Annotated in this window: 21 protein-coding genes and 2 riboswitches; of the genes, 9 read left to right on the forward strand and 12 right to left on the reverse strand. The window is 72.0% G+C overall.

The window, feature by feature from the left end; genetic code table 11:
- The first annotated feature begins 38 nt into the window (after nt 1-38).
- The 5 genes from ACFWU6_RS06750 to ACFWU6_RS06770 all read left to right on the forward strand — a co-directional run bounded on the left by ACFWU6_RS06750 (nt 39) and on the right by ACFWU6_RS06770 (nt 5,305).
- Entirely contained in the window at nt 39-1,277 is a 1,239-nt protein-coding gene (locus ACFWU6_RS06750; protein WP_383978965.1) for an Ig-like domain-containing protein, read from the forward strand.
- Nucleotides 1,278-1,417: 140 nt separating this feature from the next.
- The gene (locus tag ACFWU6_RS06755; RefSeq protein ID WP_383978968.1) at nt 1,418-2,185 is read left to right on the forward strand and encodes an enoyl-CoA hydratase/isomerase family protein; all 768 of its coding nucleotides are present in this window, start codon (nt 1,418-1,420) and stop codon (nt 2,183-2,185) included.
- A gap of 242 nt (nt 2,186-2,427) precedes the next feature.
- Complete coding sequence (locus ACFWU6_RS06760) at nt 2,428-2,940, forward strand: ATP-binding protein (protein ID WP_383978971.1); 513 nt, start codon at nt 2,428-2,430, stop codon at nt 2,938-2,940.
- 401 nt (nt 2,941-3,341) lie between these two features.
- The gene (locus tag ACFWU6_RS06765; protein ID WP_383802641.1) at nt 3,342-4,130 is read left to right on the forward strand and encodes a polysaccharide deacetylase family protein; all 789 of its coding nucleotides are present in this window, start codon (nt 3,342-3,344) and stop codon (nt 4,128-4,130) included.
- A complete protein-coding gene (locus ACFWU6_RS06770) occupies nt 4,127-5,305 on the forward strand; it encodes a YncE family protein (protein WP_383802642.1) in 1,179 nt (392 codons plus the stop codon). The genes ACFWU6_RS06765 and ACFWU6_RS06770 overlap by 4 nt, the downstream gene beginning before the upstream one ends.
- An 83-nt stretch (nt 5,306-5,388) precedes the next feature.
- Here ACFWU6_RS06770 and ACFWU6_RS06775 read toward each other — a convergent pair whose 3' ends face one another.
- A complete protein-coding gene (locus tag ACFWU6_RS06775; RefSeq protein WP_383978974.1) occupies nt 5,389-6,648 on the reverse strand; it encodes a cytochrome P450 in 1,260 nt (419 codons plus the stop codon).
- Nucleotides 6,629-7,420 (reverse strand): tRNA-dependent cyclodipeptide synthase, encoded by a 792-nt coding sequence (locus ACFWU6_RS06780; protein ID WP_383978977.1) that lies wholly within the window; start codon nt 7,418-7,420, stop codon nt 6,629-6,631. Before ACFWU6_RS06780 ends, ACFWU6_RS06775 begins: the two co-directional genes overlap by 20 nt.
- 255 nt (nt 7,421-7,675) lie before the next feature.
- Here ACFWU6_RS06780 and ACFWU6_RS06785 point away from each other — a divergent pair, with 255 nt between their 5' ends.
- A complete protein-coding gene (locus ACFWU6_RS06785; RefSeq protein WP_383802648.1) occupies nt 7,676-7,888 on the forward strand; it encodes an EF-hand domain-containing protein in 213 nt (70 codons plus the stop codon).
- 61 nt (nt 7,889-7,949) lie between these two features.
- Here ACFWU6_RS06785 and ACFWU6_RS06790 read toward each other — a convergent pair whose 3' ends face one another.
- From ACFWU6_RS06790 to gcvT, 10 genes are all read right to left on the reverse strand, one after another.
- Entirely contained in the window at nt 7,950-8,507 is a 558-nt protein-coding gene (locus tag ACFWU6_RS06790; protein ID WP_383802650.1) for a PadR family transcriptional regulator, read from the reverse strand.
- Nucleotides 8,508-8,588: 81 nt separating this feature from the next.
- On the reverse strand, nt 8,589-9,410 hold the full coding sequence (locus ACFWU6_RS06795; protein WP_383802652.1) for an ATP-binding cassette domain-containing protein: 822 nt from the start codon (nt 9,408-9,410) through the stop codon (nt 8,589-8,591).
- The gene (gene cbiQ, locus ACFWU6_RS06800; protein ID WP_383802654.1) at nt 9,407-10,156 is read right to left on the reverse strand and encodes a cobalt ECF transporter T component CbiQ; all 750 of its coding nucleotides are present in this window, start codon (nt 10,154-10,156) and stop codon (nt 9,407-9,409) included. The genes ACFWU6_RS06795 and cbiQ overlap by 4 nt, the downstream gene beginning before the upstream one ends.
- A gap of 3 nt (nt 10,157-10,159) precedes the next feature.
- Entirely contained in the window at nt 10,160-10,492 is a 333-nt protein-coding gene (locus ACFWU6_RS06805) for an energy-coupling factor ABC transporter substrate-binding protein (protein WP_383802656.1), read from the reverse strand.
- Nucleotides 10,489-11,187 (reverse strand): energy-coupling factor ABC transporter permease, encoded by a 699-nt coding sequence (locus ACFWU6_RS06810; protein ID WP_383802658.1) that lies wholly within the window; start codon nt 11,185-11,187, stop codon nt 10,489-10,491. The genes ACFWU6_RS06805 and ACFWU6_RS06810 overlap by 4 nt, the downstream gene beginning before the upstream one ends.
- A gap of 28 nt (nt 11,188-11,215) precedes the next feature.
- Nucleotides 11,216-11,411: riboswitch (cobalamin riboswitch) on the reverse strand.
- Nucleotides 11,412-11,665: 254 nt separating this feature from the next.
- Nucleotides 11,666-12,199 carry a hypothetical protein gene (locus tag ACFWU6_RS06815; RefSeq protein WP_383978980.1) on the reverse strand — a complete coding sequence of 178 codons (534 nt, stop codon included), beginning with the start codon at nt 12,197-12,199 and terminating at the stop codon, nt 11,666-11,668.
- 133 nt (nt 12,200-12,332) lie between these two features.
- Nucleotides 12,333-13,715: an L-serine ammonia-lyase gene (locus ACFWU6_RS06820; protein WP_383802662.1), complete on the reverse strand. Its 1,383-nt coding sequence runs from the start codon at nt 13,713-13,715 to the stop codon at nt 12,333-12,335.
- Nucleotides 13,716-13,979: 264 nt separating this feature from the next.
- The gene (gene glyA, locus ACFWU6_RS06825) at nt 13,980-15,236 is read right to left on the reverse strand and encodes a serine hydroxymethyltransferase (RefSeq protein ID WP_383802664.1); all 1,257 of its coding nucleotides are present in this window, start codon (nt 15,234-15,236) and stop codon (nt 13,980-13,982) included.
- Between the two features lie 17 nt (nt 15,237-15,253).
- A complete protein-coding gene (gene gcvH, locus ACFWU6_RS06830) occupies nt 15,254-15,637 on the reverse strand; it encodes a glycine cleavage system protein GcvH (RefSeq protein ID WP_383802666.1) in 384 nt (127 codons plus the stop codon).
- Between the two features lie 101 nt (nt 15,638-15,738).
- The gene (gcvT, locus tag ACFWU6_RS06835; RefSeq protein ID WP_383978983.1) at nt 15,739-16,854 is read right to left on the reverse strand and encodes a glycine cleavage system aminomethyltransferase GcvT; all 1,116 of its coding nucleotides are present in this window, start codon (nt 16,852-16,854) and stop codon (nt 15,739-15,741) included.
- Nucleotides 16,855-16,994: 140 nt separating this feature from the next.
- Nucleotides 16,995-17,098: riboswitch (glycine riboswitch) on the reverse strand.
- Between the two features lie 196 nt (nt 17,099-17,294).
- Here gcvT and ACFWU6_RS06840 point away from each other — a divergent pair.
- The 3 genes from ACFWU6_RS06840 (at nt 17,295) to ACFWU6_RS06850 (ending at nt 19,601) form a co-directional block, all read left to right on the forward strand.
- On the forward strand, nt 17,295-17,960 hold the full coding sequence (locus tag ACFWU6_RS06840; protein WP_383802670.1) for an AAA family ATPase: 666 nt from the start codon (nt 17,295-17,297) through the stop codon (nt 17,958-17,960).
- An 82-nt stretch (nt 17,961-18,042) separates the two neighbouring features.
- Nucleotides 18,043-18,777 (forward strand): enhanced serine sensitivity protein SseB, encoded by a 735-nt coding sequence (locus ACFWU6_RS06845; RefSeq protein ID WP_383978986.1) that lies wholly within the window; start codon nt 18,043-18,045, stop codon nt 18,775-18,777.
- Between the two features lie 83 nt (nt 18,778-18,860).
- Complete coding sequence (locus ACFWU6_RS06850; protein WP_383802674.1) at nt 18,861-19,601, forward strand: enhanced serine sensitivity protein SseB C-terminal domain-containing protein; 741 nt, start codon at nt 18,861-18,863, stop codon at nt 19,599-19,601.
- The last annotated feature ends 327 nt before the right edge of the window (nt 19,602-19,928 follow it).

Here is a 19,928-nt window from a genome sequence, read left to right on the forward strand (position 1 = left end):
CCTGTCGACATGCGCGCGACTGTCCGCGCGCGGGGGACATGGGGAGAACACGAGTGAACCTGCAGCCGATACGCGGCCGGGGCCGCACCGGCCTGCCGGCCCTTCTGCTGGGTGCGGCCCTGCTGTTCACCACCGCGTGCAGCGGCGGGAGCGGCACCGGGGGGAGCGGCGGCGGCGGTGACGCCGGCGGCGGCGCGAAGACCGGCACCGAGGCGTCCAAGGCCGTGGTGAGCATCAAGCCGGACGACGGCGCCAAGGAAGTCGCCACCAGTGGCGTCCTGAAGATAACGAGTACGGGCGGCAAGCTCTCCGCGGTGACGGTCGCCGACACCAAGGGCAACGCCGTCGAGGGCAAGATCGGCGCCGACGGCGCCAGCTGGGAGCCGGGCCGGCACCTGGCCTCCGCCACCGAGTACAAGGTGCACGCGGTCGCCAAGGACGAGGCGGGCCGCGAGTCGGCCAAGGACACCACCTTCACCACCCTCACCCCCGCGAACACCTTCATCGGCCAGTACACGCCCGAGGACGGCTCGACCGTCGGCGTGGGCATGCCGGTCTCGGTCACCTTCTCCCGCGGCATCACCAACCCCGAGGCCGTCGAGAAGGCCATCACGGTGACGGCCGAGCCGTCCGTGCCGGTCGAGGGCCACTGGTTCGGCAACGACCGCATCGACTTCCGGCCCGAGAAGTACTGGGCCGCGGGCACCAAGGTCACCGTGAAGCTCGCCCTCGACGGCGTCGAAGGCCGCCCGGGCGTCTACGGCAAGCAGACCCGTACGGTCAACTTCACCGTCGGCCGCTCGCAGGTCTCCACGGTCGACGCGAGCGCGCACACCATGGAGGTCGTCCGGGACGGCCAGGTGCTCAAGAACGTCCCCATCACCGCGGGCGCCCCGTCGACGACCACGTACAACGGACAGATGGTCATCAGCGAGAAGTACAAGGTGACCCGGATGAACGGCGCGACCGTCGGCTTCGGCGGGGAGTACGACATCTCCGACGTCCCGCACGCCATGCGGCTGTCCAACTCGGGCACCTTCGTCCACGGCAACTACTGGGCCTCGTCGGGCACCTTCGGCTCGGAGAACGTCAGCCACGGCTGCATCGGACTGAAGGACGTCCGCGGCGCCGGCGACAACGGCCAGCCGGCCGCGTGGTTCTTCAACGAGTCGCTGATCGGCGACGTGGTCGTCGTGAAGAACTCCAAGGACAAGCAGATCGCCCCGGACAACGGCCTCAACGGCTGGAACATGGACTGGGCGGAGTGGATCAAGTAGTCGCCCCGGCGGCGTCCCGCGGGCGCTCCCGCCCGTAGTTCCGGGCGGCCCGGTGCTGTGACACACGGCACCGGGCCGCTTCGCGTGCTGTGCCCCGTCCGGGGGAGACCCCCGGGCCCCCGGCCCCTAATCTGGCCCCCATGACCATCTCTCTCGAAGTCTCCGAAGGCGTCGGCACCATCCGTCTGGACCGGCCGCCGATGAACGCCCTGGACATCGCCACCCAGGACCGGCTGCGCGAGCTCGCGGTGGAGGCCACCGACCGCGCCGACGTCCGCGCGGTGGTCCTCTACGGCGGTGAGAAGGTGTTCGCGGCCGGCGCGGACATCAAGGAGATGCAGTCGATGGACCACGCGGCCATGGTCGCGCGCTCCCGCGGGCTGCAGGACGCCTTCACCGCCGTGGCCCGCATCCCCAAGCCGGTCGTCGCGGCCGTCACCGGCTACGCGCTGGGCGGGGGTTGCGAGCTGGCGCTCTGCGCCGACTACCGGATCGCCGCCGACAACGCCAGGCTCGGCCAGCCCGAGATCCTGCTCGGCCTGATCCCGGGTGCCGGCGGCACCCAGCGGCTGTCCCGGCTCGTGGGCCCCTCCCGGGCCAAGGACCTCATCTTCACCGGACGCATGGTCAAGGCCGACGAGGCGCTCGCCCTGGGCCTGGTCGACCGGGTCGTCCCGGCCTCCGAGGTGTACGGGCAGGCGCACGCCTGGGCCGCGAAGCTGGCGCAGGGCCCGGCCCTGGCGCTGCGCGCCGCCAAGGAGTGCGTGGACGCGGGCCTGGAAGCCGACATCGACACGGGCCTGACGATCGAACGCACCTGGTTCGCGGGCCTGTTCGCCACCGAGGACCGCGAGCGCGGCATGCGCAGCTTCGTCGAGGAGGGCCCCGGCAAGGCGAAGTTCGTCTGAGCGAGGACCGCCCGTCCTCCCTGCGGGTGGATTAGCCAGGCCTTAAGGGAGCCTTAAGCCCACCTGGTGATCCACTCGCTGTGATCGTCGCAGTGCGCTGCGTCAACACAGGTCAGGGCGGGTCTCGCAGGCCTCCGTTTGCCGAACGCATATGACGGGACACCCTTCGGAATCAGCGATTCCGGGGGGTGTTTTCCTGCGGAACGGCCCGGGGCGGCGACGCGGCCGTCCATGATGGGTGCATGGCGGGCCTTGAGGGTGTGGAACAGCCGCGGCAGCGCAGCGGCGCTTCCGCCGTGCGGCTCACGGCGGCTCTCGAGGAGCAGCAGGGCCTCGACGCGGTGGAGTCGCACGGGAATCCGGCCGAGGCGGAAGTGACGCTGCCGTCCATGCCGGAGTCGGCCGGGACGGCCCGCCGGCTCGCCCAGTGCGTGGTGATCCGCCTGTGGGGCCTCTCGCCGCAGGTCGCCGAGCACACCGTCCTGCTGGTCTCGGAGCTCGTCGGCAACGCGGTCCGGCACACCGGGGCCCGCTCCTTCGGCTTACGCATGCTGCGGCGGCGCGGCTGGATCCGGGTGGAGGTGAGCGACCCCTCGCGCGGGCTCCCCTGCCTGATGCCGGTCCACGAGCTGGACACCACCGGCCGCGGCCTCTTCCTCGTCGACAAGCTGTCCGACCGCTGGGGCGCCGACCTGCTGCCGCGGGGCAAGATCACCTGGTTCGAGATGCGGGTCGCCGACCGGCAGAACCCCTGACTCCCCGGTGCGGCCGAACCCCTCCCCGAAACGCCCGAAGCCCCCGGCTCGCCGTGGTGGGCGGTGTGGGGGCTTCATGGGTGCGCCGAGGATCGAAGGGGGTGTGATCCTCGGCGTGCAGACTTCGCTCGGGTCAACGGGAAGCCGTGGTTCCGACTATGGCAGACGAGGCCGCCAACACCAAAAGTCCCTACTCGGACATAAGTGTGCAAATCATAAGACTTTCTAGCTAAATCCTAGGTGAGGTGGGCCACTCGCCTCGTAATCAGCGAATAAATATCGACCGTTGTGCGTGATTCGTTGATCGAATAGCGAACGGAACCTCCTGTCGCCCGTTCGGCCCGAGGTCCCGAATTGGGTCAATCATTACCAACCGTGCCATCCACCCCTTAAATGGGCAGGTGCACTCACCTCCAGGCCGCCGCGCGGCCCTGCGCGCAGCCGGTCTCGGGGCGGTCGGTGCCGCGGCGGCCGGACTCGCCTCCGCCTGCGGCCCGGGCCGCCCCGCCCCCGCGCCCTCCGCCCCGCCCCCCGGACCGGCGCGCGCCGCCACACCGGCCCGCGCGGCTCCCCGCCGGTTCGCCGGACAGCCCGTCGAAATCGCCCACGGGTCCCGCGACCGCGACCGCGTCGCCCTCACCTTCCATGGCAACGGCGACCCGGCGACCGGCCGGGCCGTGCTGGCCGAGGCGGAGCGGGCGGGCGCGCGGGTGACCGTACTGGCGATCGGCGGCTGGCTCGACACGCACCCGGACATGGCGCGACGCGTCCTGGACGGAGGCCACGAACTCGGCAACCACACCCAGCGCCACCTCGCGATCAACGACATGGCCGAGGCCGAGGCCTATGCCGAGATCACCGGCTGCGCGCAGCGCCTCAAGCGGCTCACCGGCTCCATCGGCACCTGGTTCCGGCCCTCCCAGACCCAGCACGCGACCCCGCTCGTCCAGAAGCTGGCCCAGCGGGCCGGCTACCCCCACGTCCTGTCGTACGACGTGGACTCCCTCGACTTCACCTCGCCCGGCGCCGCGGCCGTCATCCGCAACGTCACCGGGACGATCCAGGGCGGATCGGTGGTGAGCCTGCACTTCGGCTACGCGGACACGGTCGACGCGCTGCCGCCCCTCCTCGAAGAACTCGCGCGCCGAAAACTGCGCGCGGTGACCACCACGGAGCTGCTGACCCCATGACCCCCACCCGCCTTACCCGGAAGGCCGCCGTGCTGCTGGCCGGTCTGGTCCTCGCCGCCCTGGCCGGCTGCGGATCCGCCGACAAGGGCCCCGCCGAGGCCCTCGGCTCCAAGGGCCCCGCCGAGCCCGTCAAGGCCGTCCCGCCGGGCCTGCCGGGCATGCCCCCGGTCCTCGACCCGAAGGACGTCTACGCGGCGAACCGTCCGGGCCGGCTCTCCCCGGTGGTCAAGGACTTCCCGTCCCGGGTCTACGTGCCGAACACCGGCTCCAACACGGTGTCCGTCATCGACCCGGTGACCTACCAGGTCATCGACACCATCCCGGTGGGGGTCCAGCCCCAGCACGTGGTCCCCTCCTGGGACATGAAGACCCTGTGGGTCAACAACAACCGGGGCCACACGCTCACCCCGATCAACCCGGCCACCGGCGAGGCCGGAAAGCCCGTCGAGGTGCACGATCCGTACAACCTCTACTTCACGCCGAACGGCAAGTACGCGATCGTCATGGCCTCGCTGGACAAAGAGCTGGTCTTCCGCGATCCGCACACGATGGACCGGGTGAAAACCGTCCCGGTGACCTGCTTCGGCGTCAATCACGCGGACTTCTCCGCCGACGGCCGCTACTTCATCGTGAGTTGTGAGTTCTCCGGGGAACTGCTCAAGGTCGACACGGAGAAGATGGAGGTCGTCGGCCAGCAGAAGCTGCCCTTCGAGGGCGCGATGCCGCAGGACGTCAAGGTCTCCCCGGACGGCAAGACCTTCTACGTCGCCGACATGATGGCGCACGGCATGTGGGTGCTCGGCGGCGACACGTTCGAGACGCCCAAGCTGCTGCCGACCGGAAAGGGCTGCCACGGCCTGTACGTGAGCCGCGACTCCAAGGAGATGTACATCTCCAACCGCGGAGAGGGGACCGTCTCCGTCTTCGACTTCCCGCGGAACAAGCTGACCAAGAAGTGGGAGCTGCCGGACGGCGGCAGCCCCGACATGGGCGGCGTCTCCGCCGACGGCAAGGTGCTGTGGCTCTCGGGCCGCTACGACTCCGAGGTCTACGCGATCGACACCACCACCGGCAAGCAGCTGGCCCGCATCCCGGTCGGCGGCGGCCCGCACGGGCTCGCCGTCTACCCGCAGCCCGGCCGCTACTCGCTCGGCCACACCGGCATCTTCCGGTAGGCCGGGCACGGCGGTGCCCCGGGAGCTCGCACAGCCCCCGGGACACCGCCGCCCGCCCCCGCCCGCCGGCGGGTGGCCGTCCGCTACCAGGCGACCGGCAGTCGCTCGGGCAGCCGCTTGATGAAGCCCGTACGCCAGACCAGGTTCTCCGCCGGCACCGCGAGGCGCAGCCCCGGCAGCCGCTCGACCAGCACCTCCAGCGCGATCTCGGCGTGCGCGCGGCCCAGGGCCGAAGCCGGGCAGAAGTGCCGGCCCGCGCCGAAGGCGAGGTGGGCGTTGCGGCTCTTGCGCTCCAGGTCCAGCTCCTGCGGGTTCTCGAAGGCCTCCGGGTCGAAGTTGGCCCCCTCCAGCAGGACGAGCACCAGCTCGCCCTCCTTCACCAGGACGTCGCCGACCCGGACGTCCTCCGTCGCGATGCGCGGCAGGCCGTCGCCGACCGACAGGTTCCAGCGCAGCAGCTCGTCGACGGCCGCGCCCATGCGCTCCGGGTGTGTGCGCAGGTACCCGATCAGCTCCGGCCTCTGGAGCAGCGCGAGGACCGCGAGCACCAGGAACGCGGAGGTGGAGACGGCGCCCGCCCCGAAGAGCGAGACGGCGACGGTCGCGAACATCTCGTCGGTCAGGTGCGCCGACTCCGGGTCCTGCTCCCTGAGCCCGGCGAACGTGCCGAGGAGCCCCGTACGCTCCTCGGCCTCCAGCGCGAGCTGGGCCCTCAGCTGCCCGGCGAAGTAGCCGACGTCCTTGTACCAGTTGAGCGCCGAGTCGGCGAACGGTTCGCGCGCGGTCATGAACGCGACGTCCAGCCCCGACATCAGCCGGCGCCAGTCCTCGAAGGGCACCCCCAGGACCAGGGCGTGCAGCGCCGCCGAGAAGGGGTCGGCGAACCCCGCCCGGAGGTCGGCCGGAGCGCCCTCGGCGACCAGCTGGTCGAGGAGCTCGCCGGCCTGGGCGCGCAGCCGGCCCCGCAGGCCCCTCTGGCGCGGATTGAGGGCCTTCATCACGGCGTTGCGCAGGCCCGCGCTGTTGATGTTCCCCATGTTGTCGACGACCTCGGGCGGGATCGTCAGCGCGTACTGGCGCGGGACGCCGGGGTTGGCCGTGTCCTTGAGGCTGAACCGCTCGTCCTCCAGCACCTGCCTGGCCAGCGCGTAGCTGCTGACCAGCCAGGCCGGGTCCCCGGTGAGGGTGCGGACCCGGGCCACCGGCGCCGTCTCGCGCAGCCGGGTGCACTCCTCGGGCAGTACGTCGCCGCGCCGGGAGAGCGGGAAGTCGAGGAGGGGCTGCCGCTCGGGGCTCTCCCGGCCGTCCCGGCTCTCCCGGCCCTCAAGCTGCTCGACGCTCATCGACGGTCCCTTCGGTCGGTGCACTGTCCTGCGGTGCGCTGCTGCGGTCAGCCGTGTCCGGTGCCGGTGCCGGAGCCGCCGCGGCCTCCGGCCGTACGACGGCGTACGCCTGGTTGCGGGTCGCGCGCAGGCCCCCGCCGCGCGCGAAGAGGACGTCCGTCAGCGGCATCCTGACGTGGTAGGCCGCCACCGAGGACGGGACGTCGAGAATGCTCGGAGTGTCCACGAAGAACGGCAGCTCGGCCGCCATGTAATCGAAACAGACCTGCAACTGCGCGTCTGTGATGGATTCACCTTCCGGTACCTTGGAACCGACGAAGTGCAGCGCCATTTCCTCGCAGCCCTTGCGGAAGTCGTCGTCGGTCTCCAGAAAATGCAGCACGCGTCGGTGCAGGAGTTGGTAGACGGGGTTCGACTGGAACTCCGAAAGTGCCCTCACGCGGATATCTGCCTGAGGAGGTCCTGATTCCTCCACGCCCTTGAGAATCCGTCGCCGTACCGCCTTTATCTCCTTCGCGGCGCGTTTCTGCGCGTGTTCCCGGGAGTAGCCGAAAGCGGCGAACATCCGGTCCACGTGCAGATCTGCGTAGACGAAGTCAACCTGCGCGAAGCGGGTCGTGGCCCACTGGGCGAGACTCGTGATGCGCTCGGAGCTGAAGTAGCTGTTTCCGGGACTCACTCCGATGAGCACGTGGTCGCCGTCTTCCCAGATATGGCGGCAGGTGCGGGTGAAGGGCAGAACTTCGAATGATGCGTCAGCTGTGATCGTCACCTGTGTGATCGCCCTTGTTGCCGCATGTCCCTGGGAGCCCTGCGCTCCCGGTGTGGCGGCAATGTCAGTACGTTATGCCGTGGTGCCGGAGCGTGACAAGGGCGGGCCGGATTTCTTGGCCGGAATTCTCGTTTCCGCCTTACGGAAGGGTAATTTAAATATCTTTCTGCCGCTCGAACGGGACCCCCGGCGGAAGGTGCCCCGGACGGCCGCTACCCTGGGCCGGTCAACAAGCACCAAGAAGGGGTGGACCCAGTGGCGGACATCGAGAGCGCGCGGGCGACGTTCAGCAAGTTCGACGTGAACGGTGACGGCTTCATCACGGCCGACGAGTACAGCGCGGCCATGAGGGCGATGGGCGACGCCTACGTCACCGGCTCCGTCGCGGACGCCGTCGTCGCCTCCAAGGACGCGAACCGCGACGGCCTGCTGAGCTTCGACGAGTTCTGGGCCGCCCTGAACAAGTAGGACCGCAAGGACCGCACCGGCTCCCTGCGCGCCCTGCCCCGCCTGCCGGGGCGGGGCGCCGTCAGTCCCCGGGGCGGGGAGGGTCCTCCATCGCGCCGACCTCGGCCAGCGCCTCCTCCAGCCAGGTCAGCCAGAAGGTCTCCAGGGCGATCCCGCCGTGCAGGACGAGCCGGCGCAGCCGGTCCTCCACCGCGTCGCGCCCCGGCGGGAAGTCCCGCTCCTCGATGGCCTCGTACTGCTCCAACTGGCGTCGGTGCAGCTCCAGATGGCGTCGCAGCTCGGGGCCGAGCCCCTGGGGCCCCACGACCCCCGCGGCGCGGATGCGCAGCAGCAGCGGGTCGCGCACCGGCTTGGGGTCCTGGCTCTCGCCGATCCACCGGGCGAGCTCCGCGCCGCCGGCCGGCAGGACCTCGTACTCCTTCTTCTGCCCCCGCACGGGCACCTCGGCGGGCAGCTCCCGGATCAGGCCGGACTCCTCCAGCCGGCCCAGCTCGCGGTAGATCTGCTGGTGCGTCGCGGACCAGAAGTACCCGATCGACCGGTCGAACCGCCGGGTCAGCTCCAGCCCCGACGAGGGCTTTTCGAGCAGGGCCGTGAGGATGGCGTGCGGGAGCGACATGGCGCCATCCTAGGTTTGCCCCGGCCGCGGCAGCGCCCGCCCCGGCATCCGCCCCCGCGCGGGGCGCCGGGCGCGCCCCCGCTACCGCCAGGCGGCCAGCGCCTCCGGGAGCCGCGGCCCCGGGGCGTCCGCGGCGAGGAACCCGTGCGCGCGCAGGAAGGCCGCCACCGCCGGGGACCAGGCCTGGCGCAGGCCCGCCGAGGCCAGCAGCGCCGGATCGGACAGGAGCGCCGGCGCGGGGCCCGTGCGGATGCCCGACGGGGTCAGGACGGCCGCGTCGTCGGCCCACCGGACCGCCAGCTCCACGTCGTGCGTGGCCATCACCACCGTGGTGCCCGAGCGGCGCAGGCCCGCCAGGACCTCCAGCAGCCGCTCCTGGCCGTCCGGGTCCAGCCCGGCCGTCGGCTCGTCCAGGATCAGCACGCGCGGGGCCATCGCCACCGCCCCCGCGATGGCGGCGCGCTTGCGCTGCCCGTACGAGAGCAGGTGCGTCGGGCGGTCGCGGAGCGCGGTGATGTCCAGGGCCGCGAGCGCCGCGTCGACCCGGGCGCGGACCTCGGCGGCCGGCAGGCCGAGGTTCATCGGGCCGAAGGAGACGTCCTGCTCCACCGAGGCGGCGAACAGCTGGTCGTCCGGGTCCTGCACGACCAGCTGGACCGCCGTGCGCAGCCGGGTCAGCCCGGCGCGGTGGTACGCCACCTCGGCGCCGTCCAGGAGCAGTGCGCCCGAGCCCGGCCGCAGGCCCCCGCTCAGCAGCCGCATCAGGGTGGTCTTCCCGCTGCCGTTGCGGCCCAGCAGGACCAGGGCGCGGCCCTCGGTGATCGCGAAGTCCACGCCGGAGAGCACCTCGGGCCCGTCCTCGTAGGCGTAGCCCGCTCCGGCCAGTTCCACCAAGGGCGTCACAGGTACAGCTCCTTCAGTACGAGGGTCGCGGCGACCAGGGAGGTCAGCAGGGCGGCGGTCCAGGCCAGGAACCGCCAGGACAGCGCCGACTCGGGGACCAGCACCCGCAGCGTGCCGTCGTAGCCCCGCCCGGCCAGGCCCGACTGGAGCCGCGCCGCCCGGTCGAAGGCCCGTACGAACGACGTCGCGGCGAGGCCGGCCACCGAGCGCCAGGCCGCGGCCCGGCCGGTGTTCCCCAGCCGGGCCGCCTGCGCCTGGCGGATGCGGGACTGGGAGTCGAGCAGCAGGAAGCCGATCCGGTACATCACCAGCGCCACGTCCACGACCGGCGCCGGCACCCCGGCCCGGACCAGCCGCGGCAGCACGTCCGAGACGGGGGTGGTGAAGGCGAACAGCAGCAGTCCCAGCGAGGCCGCCGAGGTCCGCAGCAGCAGCTCCACCGCCTGCCGGGGCCCGTCCGGGGCCATCGAGACCCACCCGGCCGGGCCGCCCACGGCGAACAGCAGCGGCAGGGCGCCCGTGAAGCAGAACCCGAGCGGGAGGCGGAAGGCCCGCCACAGGCGGCGCCCCGGCACCCCGGCGGGGCCGAGGAGCACGGCGAGGGTGGCCGCGGCGACCAGCGGTCCGCCGGGCCATGGAGGCAGGCACACCGCCGTGACCGTCAGCCCCACCCCGAGCAGGGCCTTCTCCAGCGGATGGCGGCGGCGCCAGCGGCTGCCGTGCGCCGCCGCGTCGATCGGCAGCACCGGCTACGACTCCGCGCCCTTGCCCGCGGTGGCCGCGGCGGCGGCGCCCTGGCGGCGGCCCGTGCGGACGCCGAAGTAGTAGGCGAGCACGCCCGCGCCGAGCGCCGCCTGCAGGGCGAACAGCGCCGACTCGATCTCCCCTGAGGGGGGTTCGTACAGCGGCGAGAACCAGGGCTCGTAGTCCGGCTTCAGCTCGCTGATCGCCGACTCCGCCTGCGCGTCGGCGCCCGCGAACGGCTCCTCCTTGCCCTCGCCCAGCCCCAGCGCCAGCGGGAGCACGGCCAGCGCCGCCACCAGGAGCAGCAGCAGGGTGTTGATCTTCGCGTTGCGGCTCATCGGGCGGTCGCCTCCTGCTGGGCCTTGCCGGGGGTCAGCTTCGCGACACCGAGCCGGACCAGGTCCGTCTTGCTGGACTGCATCAGCAGCCGCATGACGAGCACGGTCAGCAGGCCCTCGCTCACCGCGAGCGGGATCTGGGTGAGCGCGAAGATCTCGCCGAACTTCACGAGCGAGCCGGCGAACCCGGACGCCTGGTCGGGGAAGGCCAGCGCCAGTTGGACGGAGGTCACGCAGTAGGTGATGAGGTCGGCGAAGAAGGCGCCGCAGAAGACCGTCACCATCAGCGGGACGCCCCACGCGCGCAGCAGGCGGTAGACGCCGTACCCCGCCCAGGGCCCGGCGATCGCCATCGAGAAGACGTTGGCGCCGAGGGTGGTGAGCCCGCCGTGCGCCAGCAGCAGCGCCTGGAAGAGCAGGGTGATCGTGCCGAGCACCGCCATGATCGGGGGCCGGAAGAGGATGGCGCCGAGCCCCGTTCCGGTGGGGTGGGAGCAACTGCCGGTGACCGAAGGGATCTTCAGGGCGGACAGGACGAAGGTGAACGCCCCGGACGCACCGAGCAGCAGGGTGCTCTCCGGGTTGGCCTTGACCTCGCGGGTCAGGGCGCGGACCCCGTGTACGACGAAGGGAGCGGACGCGGCGCCCCAGGCGACCGCGTGCAAGGGGGGTAGAAACCCCTCGGCAATATGCATGAGTAGGGAGACCTCTCCAGCACCTCGTGGATGGACGACGCGCCTCGGCCGGTCTCCTGGCTCACGGGTGCTGATGCCCGGACTCCGCCTTCCCGGGGCCGAGCGGTCACCCGCGTGGTCCCAGTGGCTTCCCGCAGGAGTGGAGCCGGACTTCCCGATCACAGTGGCGAGGGCCGCACCGGTTTTCCACCGGTTTCCCGAACACCAAGGCCCGCTGACCCTAGTCGGCCGCGCGGACCGGTCACAACCCGGCCCTGACGCGCCGGGCGGGGACCGCATTCCGCTTGACGGCGACGGACCGTCGCCCGACCGCCACCGTGCGCATCAACCACCCCGGCCGGGCGGGGGGTTCGGCGTGTTCCGGACTCGCCGGGGGACGCGCCGCGGGCCGCGGGCGCCGTTCCGCAGCGGCGTCCGCGGCCCGGAGCGGGCGCGGCCCGGGGGAGCCGCCGGGCGGCACCCCCGGGCCCCGTCCCGCTCAGCACACGTTGGGGTGCGCGATGTCCAGGACCAGCCGCTCGGGCGAGTGCAGGACGGTGGTGGAGTAGGCGGGCTTGGTGTCGAAGGCGGCGCCGAAGGTCACGTAGCCCTCGTAGTCGCCGGTCAGGGCGACGCCCTTGAGCTTGCTGAGGTAGATCTTCTGCAGGCGCGGGCCCTGGTAGACGTTCTGGCCCGCGTCGTCGTGCCCGGCGGCCGGGTTCAGGCGGACTTCCAGGAAGTACTTCCCGGCCAGCGGGACCGGCTTGCCGGACCCGTCGTAGAACAGCTGGGAGACGGGCGTGACGGTGACCCCGGGGACGTAGCCCTGGAGGTCGATGACGAGCCGGTCGTACGTGCAGTGGCCGCCCCAGCGGGCGTTGACGACGAGCGGCGTCTGGGTGCGGGCGGCGGCCTGTGCGGCGGAAGCCGGCGCGGCCAGGGCGATGCCGGCGGTGAGCAGGGCGCCGGTGGCCAGGGCCACGAGCTGCCGGCGGCGCAGACGAAGTGACGGACGTGGACGTGGGTGGTTCATGGCGTCCCCCCGATTCTCCAGAGACGGGGACAGAACTGTCACTCCCGAGGACGCCGCCCGGCCGCGGACGGTTCCCTGCGAGGGGCGCACGCGGCCGGGCCCGCCCTGCGGGGAGGGCGGGCCCGGGTCCGGATCAGCACTCGATGACGTTGACCGCGAGGCCGCCGCGGGCGGTCTCCTTGTACTTGACCTTCATGTCCGCGCCGGTCTCCTTCATGGTCTTGATGACCTTGTCGAGGGAGACCTTGTGGGAGCCGTCGCCGCGCATCGCCATCCGGGCCGCGGTGACGGCCTTGACCGCCGCCATGCCGTTGCGCTCGATGCACGGGATCTGCACCAGGCCGCCGACCGGGTCGCAGGTCAGGCCGAGGTTGTGCTCCATGCCGATCTCGGCCGCGTTCTCCACCTGCTCCGGGGTGCCGCCGAGGACCTCGGCGAGGGCGCCGGCCGCCATCGAGCAGGCCGACCCGACCTCGCCCTGGCAGCCGACCTCGGCGCCGGAGATCGAGGCGTTCTCCTTGAACAGCATGCCGATGGCGCCCGCCGCGAGGAGGAAGCGGACCACGCCGTCCTCGTCCGCGCCCGGCACGAAGTTCATGTAGTAGTGCAGGACCGCCGGGAGGACGCCGGCCGCGCCGTTGGTGGGGGCCGTCACGACCCGGCCGCCCGCCGCGTTCTCCTCGTTGACGGCCATCGCGTAGATCGTCGCCCACTCGCTGCGGTGCTGCAGCGGGTCCCCCTCGGTGCGCAGCTGGCGCGCCGTGGAGGCGGCCCGGCGCTTGACCCGCAGGCCGCCCGGGAGGATGCCCTCGCGGGACATGCCGCGCGCGACGCAGGACTGCATGACGCGCCAGATCTCCAGCAGGCCCTCGCGGATCTCGTCCTCGGTGCGCCAGGCCTTCTCGTTCTCCAGCATCAGGGACGAGATCGACAGGCCGGTCTCGTTCGCCAGGCGGAGCATCTCGTCACCGGAGCGGAAGGGGTACTTCAGCACCGTGTCGTCGAGCTTGATCCGGTCCTCGCCGACCGCGTCCTCGTCCACGACGAAGCCGCCGCCGACCGAGTAGTAGGTCTTCTCCAGCAGCGGGGCGCCGGCGGAGTCGTAGGCGAAGAGGGTCATGCCGTTCGCGTGGTAGGGGAGCGAGCGCCGGCGGTGCAGGATCAGCTGGTTCGGCTCGTCGAAGGCGATCTCGTGGACATCGCCTATCTCCGCACCGAGCAGGCGCAGCCGCCCGGTCTGCCGGATCCGCTCGACCTCCGCGTCGGCCGTCTCCACGTTCACCGTGCGGGGGGAGTGGCCCTCCAGGCCCAGGAGCACCGCCTTGGGGGTGCCGTGGCCGTGCCCGGTCGCGCCGAGGGAGCCGAACAGCTCGGCGCGGACGGACTCGGTCTGGGCGAGGACGCCGTCCTTCTTCAGCCGGGTCACGAACATGCGCGCCGCCCGCATGGGGCCGACGGTGTGGGAGGAGGACGGGCCGATGCCGATGGAGAAGAGGTCGAACACGGAGATGGCCACTGGCGGACTCCCTTGTCTGCTCGTGGGGTGGGAGGGGGCAGGAGGTGGGATTGGGCGGATTTTGTCCGGCAGTCGAGCGTAACGCGTGCAGATGAACGATTCGTCTGCCGGAGGGGGCGGCGGGCTTGCCGTCGTGCGTGCGTCAGCTCACGTTCCGCCTCTCCGGCGCCGGGCCGCGGGGGCCGCGGGTCCGCGGCGGGGCTCCGGCCATGGGAAGGGCCCGGTCCTGCGCGGGAGCAAGGCCGGGCCCTTCGGAGGCGCTCCCTAGAGGGAGGGGTACAGCGGGAACTTCGCGGCGAGCGCGGAGACGCGCGCCTTCAGGGCCTCGCTGTCGTACGCCGGCTTCAGCGCGGCCGCGATGATCTCGGCGACCTCGGTGAAGTCCTCGGCGCCGAAGCCGCGCGTGGCCAGGGCCGGGGTGCCGATCCGCAGGCCCGAGGTGACCATGGGCGGCCGCGGGTCGTTCGGGACGGCGTTCCGGTTGACCGTGATGCCGACCTCGTGCAGGCGGTCCTCGGCCTGCTGGCCGTCCAGCTCGGAGTTGCGCAGGTCGACCAGGACCAGGTGGACGTCCGTGCCGCCGGACAGGACGGAGACGCCGACCTCGGTGACGTCGGGCTGCACCAGGCGCTCGGCGATGATCCGGGCGCCCTCCAGGGTGCGCACCTGGCGCTCCTTGAAGTCCTCCGAGGCCGCGATCTTGAACGAGACCGCCTTGGCCGCGATCACGTGCTCCAGCGGGCCGCCCTGCTGACCCGGGAAGACCGCCGAGTTGATCTTCTTGGCCAGCTCCTGCGTCGACAGGATGACACCGCCGCGCGGACCGCCGAGGGTCTTGTGCGTGGTGGTGGTGACGACGTGGGCGTGCGGCACCGGGTTCGGGTGCAGGCCCGCGGCGACCAGGCCGGCGAAGTGCGCCATGTCGACCATCAGGTACGCGCCGACCTCGTCCGCGATGCGGCGGAAGGCGGCGAAGTCCAGCTGGCGCGGGTAGGCGGACCAGCCCGCGACGATCAGCTGCGGCTTGGACTCCTTGGCGAGGCGCTCGACCTCGGCCATGTCCACCTGACCGGTCTCGTCGACGTGGTACGGGACCACGTTGTAGAGCTTGCCGGAGAAGTTGATCTTCATGCCGTGGGTCAGGTGACCGCCGTGGGCCAGGTTCAGGCCCATGATCGTGTCGCCCGGCTTCAGCAGCGCGAACATCGCGGCGGCGTTCGCCTGCGCACCCGAGTGCGGCTGGACGTTCGCGGCCTCGGCGCCGAACAGCGCCTTGATGCGGTCGATCGCGATCTGCTCGACGACGTCCACGTGCTCGCAGCCGCCGTAGTAGCGGCGGCCCGGATAGCCCTCGGCGTACTTGTTGGTCAGGACCGAGCCCTGGGCCTCCATGACGGCGACGGGAGCGAAGTTCTCCGACGCGATCATTTCCAGGGTCGACTGCTGGCGCACGAGCTCGGCGTCGACGGCGGCGGCGACGTCCGGGTCGAGCTCGTGGAGGGGGGTGTTCAGTACAGACATCGAAATCCCCTGGGGTGTCAGTTGTCGGAGTGGGTGAGCGCGGCGTACTCCTCGGCGGAGAGCAGGTCGGCCGGCTCCTCCGCGACGCGCACCTTGAACAGCCAGCCGCCCTCGAAAGGAGCCGTGTTCACGAGCGCCGGGTCCTCCACGACGTCCTGGTTGGACTCGACGATCTCGCCGGTGACCGGGGAGTACAGGTCGCTGACCGACTTGGTCGACTCCAGCTCGCCGCAGGTCTCGCCCGCGGTCACCGTGTCGCCGACCTCGGGGAGCTGGGCGTAGACGACGTCACCGAGCGCGTTGGCCGCGAACTCCGTGATGCCGACCGTCGAGACGCCGTCCTCGGCGACCGACAGCCACTCGTGCTCCTTGCTGTAACGCAGCTGCTGGGGGTTGCTCATGGCCTGATTCTCCTGGATGCGGGGGAGTGGGAACGAACTGCGGTCTCGGGTGCTGAGACAGCGCCGCACGGCTGCCCGTGCGGCTGAGGCCTACGACAGGGTTACTTCTGCCGCTTGTAGAACGGCAGGGCCACGACCTCGTACGGCTCATGCGTACCGCGAATGTCGACGCCGACGCCGGAGGTGCCGGGCGCGGCGTGCGCCGCGTCCACGTACGCCATCGCGATCGGCTTGCCCAGCGTCGGGGACGGGGCGCCCGAGGTGACCTCGCCGACGACCTGGCCGCCGGCGACGACGGGGAAGCCGGCCCGCGGGACGCGGCGGCCCTCGGCGATCAGCCCGACCAGCTTGCGCGGCGGGTTCGAGGCGGACTTCTCGGCGGCGGCCTCCAGAGCGGCGCGCCCGACGAAGTCCCCCTCCTTCTCGAACTTCACGACCCGGCCCAGCCCCGCGTCGAAGGGGGTGAGGGAGGTGGTCAGCTCGTGCCCGTACAGCGGCATGCCCGCCTCCAGGCGCAGCGTGTCGCGGCAGGACAGGCCGGCCGGGACCAGTCCGGCGCCCGCGCCCGCCTCGGTCAGCGCCTGCCACAGCTCCACGGCGTGCGCGGGGGAGACGAACAGCTCGAAGCCGTCCTCGCCGGTGTATCCGGTACGGGCGATCAGCGCGGGCACGCCCGCGACGGTGCCCGGCAGGCCCGCGTAGTACTTCAGCCCGTCGAGGTCGGCGTCGGTCAGCGACTTCAGGATGCCGGGGGACTCCGGCCCCTGCACCGCGATCAGCGCGTACGCGTCGCGGTCGTCGCGGACCTCGGCGTCGAAGCCGGCCGCGCGCTCGGTGATCGCGTCGAGGACCACCTGGGCGTTGGAGGCGTTGGCGACGACCATGTACTCGCTCTCGCCGAGGCGGTAGACGATCAGGTCGTCGAGGATGCCGCCGTCCTCCCGGCAGATGTGCGTGTAGCGGGCGCGGCCGACGCCGACCGTGGAGATGTTGCCGACCAGCGCGTAGTCCAGCACCTTCACGGCCTCCGGGCCGGTCAGGGTGATCTCGCCCATGTGGGACAGGTCGAAGAGACCGGCCCGGGTGCGTACGGCGTTGTGCTCGTCGCGCTCGCTGGCGTACCGCAGCGGCATGTCCCAGCCCGCGAAGTCGGTCATGGTCGCACCGAGGGAACGGTGCAGCGCATCGAGGGCGGTCAGACGGGGGGCAGTGCTCATGGGTGTGGCTCCCGAGTCCCAGGGCATGACATGACGAGGAGGGTCCTCCCCATCTGTCATCGGAACCTGAGAGGTTCGCCGAGAGTTCCTCGGCTTGCACCTTGGGTGGAGCTGTCGAACAGCTCGCTTTTCAGATCTGCCTCATCCACGCGGTACGGGGCCTGAGAGATTCAAGGGAGGTACTTGCTCCTTCGGCGCCCGCGCACGGCCTTGCGGCGTGCCGGGACTCTCCCGCGCGGATTCAAGCGGCCGGTATGCAGTTGGTCCAGATGGCGCACATCATTGCACGCCACCGCGGTGATCGGGCGTGGGGCCCCGAAAGTCCGTGCGGGGCCCGAGCGGCCCGAGCGGCCCGACCGGAACCGGGACCATCGGATTACCGTCTCTTTACACTCAGTGGGCAAGGGTCCTGGCGACCCGATTCGGGGGAGGCGAACACTGTGCGGAGATTCGGAGCGGCGGCGGCAGCGATCGTGGAGGAGGTGCCGGCGCAGCGGCGCGAGCGGGTGCGCGGCGGCGCCGCGCCGATGGGTCCCGTACGGGACCTGCGCGGGCCGGCGGTGCGCGGTCCCCGGCGGCTCGGCTTCGCCGCGGGCGACATCGTCGTGGTGTCCGGCCTGCCCGGCGGCGGCAAGAGCACCCTGATCAAGCGGGCGGCCGCCGAGGGCGGCTCCGTCGACTCCCAGGACACCCGCGAGCGCTGGGAGCGCCGGATGCCCGGGGCCCTGCCGTACGGCGCGTACCGGCCGCTGGTCCGCGCCGCGCACTACTGGGGGCTGTGGCGGATCCTGCGCTCCGGCGCCTCGGTGGTCGTCCACGACTGCGGCACCCAGACCTGGGTGCGGCGACTGCTCGCCGCGGCGGCGCGCCGCCGGGGCCGGGCGCTGCACCTGCTGCTCCTGGACAGCAGCCCCCAGGAGGCGCTCGCCGGGCAGGAGGCCCGGGGCCGGCGCGTGTCGGCGTACGCCTTCTCCCGCCACCGGGGCGCGGTGGCCCGCCTGCTGCGCGACGCGGAGGGCGGCCGCCCCCCGGCCGGCTGCGCCTCGGTGACGCTCCTGGACCGCCGCTCGGCCGCCGCGGTGACGCGGATCGCGTTCCACGGCTGAGCCCGGCAGCGGTCGCGCACCCGTCGGAGCGGCCGGATAGCCTCGGCACCAGACACCGCGGGACCACACGGAGGCAGGGCACATGCAGGGCAGCGGCTGGCCGGAGAACGAACTGGAGCAGGTGCTCGGGGCGGCGTTGGGACAGCCGGACGCCGGGGCGCGAATCCTGGAGGTGCTCGGCCGCAGCCGCGTCTGGGTGCCCCTGCCCGAGGGCGGCTCCCCCGACGCGGCGAACCTCTCGCTGCCCACCATGGACATCGCCGGGGCGGCGTACGTCCCGGTCTACAGCTCGTCATCGCAGTTCCGCTTCTGCGCCGGGCCCGCCATGGACTTCGCCGTGGCCCCCGCGGTCGAGTTCGCCCGCGGCCTGCCCCCGCAGCTGGGCATCGCCCTGAACCCCGAGGGCGCCGTCGGCGTCCCCCTCCCCCCGCAGGCCGTCGCCGAGCTCTGCCGTACCGGGCGGACCCCCCTCGACGGGCCCGTCACCGGCGGCCGCGTCCGGCTCTACGAGCCCGACTGGCAGGAGGACCCGGTGGACTTCCTGGCCGCCGCCTCCGAGGAGTTCCGGGCCGCCGGCGTGGTGACGGCCGCGTACCGCTGCCTCGCCAGCGTCGAGGGCGGGGACCCGCAGCTGTTCATCGGTGTCCGACTGGTGGGATGGGAAGCCGGAACGCAGAACGCCCCCATGGAGGCCCTCGGCCGGGCCCTGGCCCGCGTCCCGGCCCCGTGGCCCGTGCAGTTGATCCTCCTGGACGCGGCGGAAGACCCGGTCACGGACTGGATTCGTGCGCGCGTACGCCCCTTCTACCTTCCGTAGGGCCGCATAAGCTGGTGGCGTCTCCGGGCCGCACGCGCGGCCCGGGCACGCGTGGACGACGGGCGGACGAAGAGGGGTACCGGGTGAGTGCGTCAGGCACGGCCGCGGCCGGGCAGGTCGAGCACATGCTGCGCCAGGTGACTCCCGGGCGCTATGAGAGCTATGAGTCACTGCTGCACGCCCTCGCCGAGGGCCGGCTGTGGATGCTGCTCTGGCAGGGGCAGCCGGGTTCGCCGGACGCCCAGTACGGCGGCATGGAGGTCGAGAGCCTCGGTTACGCGCCCTGCGTGACCTCCCCGCAGGAGCTGGCCGCGAGCGGGTGGAACCGCGGCTACGAGGTGGTCACGGGCCGGGACGTCGCCCGCGCCCTCTACCCGGACCGCTGGGGGCTGTGGCTCAACCCGCACGCCCAGGGCGGCGGACTCGGCGTGCCCTGGGCCGACCTGCGCCGGATCGCGACCGGCCTCGACCGGATGCCGGCCGGACCGCTGCGGCTGTCGGAGCCCGCCATCGAGCTGCCGCAGTTCTACGGGCTGCTGACCCAGCACGCGCACCGGACGCCCGCCGTCCGCTCGCTGCGCCGCGCCTGGGTGCAGCCCGCGCTGGGCTCCCCCTACCTCGCGGTCGGGCTCGACCTGTACGACGCCTCCGCGCCCGCGCTGGAATCCGTACGGGAGATGATGCGGCAGTCGGTCGGCGTGGTCCCCGAGGGCGTCCCCGTGTGCACGGTCGCGCTGGCGGACGAGCACGATCCGGTGGCGATGTGGCTGCGCGCGCAGACCCGCCCGTTCTACGACCGGGAGGGGCAGGCGCCGGGCTACTGACCCGGTCCCGGCTCTGCGCCGAAACCACGTCCGCCCACCGGGACATCCCTCGCGAAGGCCGCACCGTACCCATCGGTGCGGCCTTCGGCATATCCGCCGAATCCACCCAAGAACCGCGTCCGACATGGCAGTTGGGCCGGATGTCCGTTCCGCGCCGAACGGGCGGTCTTTCACCGCTCAACAGATCCGCCGGTTCGGATAACGGAAGGTGTAGACGCAGATCACGGTTGCGCATCACATCCCCGGCAGGTCTGGCGGGCGGCTCAGACGCCGTTGAAGACTCCCCCCACCGAAGGCAGGCCAATCCCGCAAGCACCTGCTCTTCAC

This window comes from Streptomyces sp. NPDC058674 (assembly GCF_042716505.1).
GTDB lineage: Bacteria > Actinomycetota > Actinomycetes > Streptomycetales > Streptomycetaceae > Streptomyces.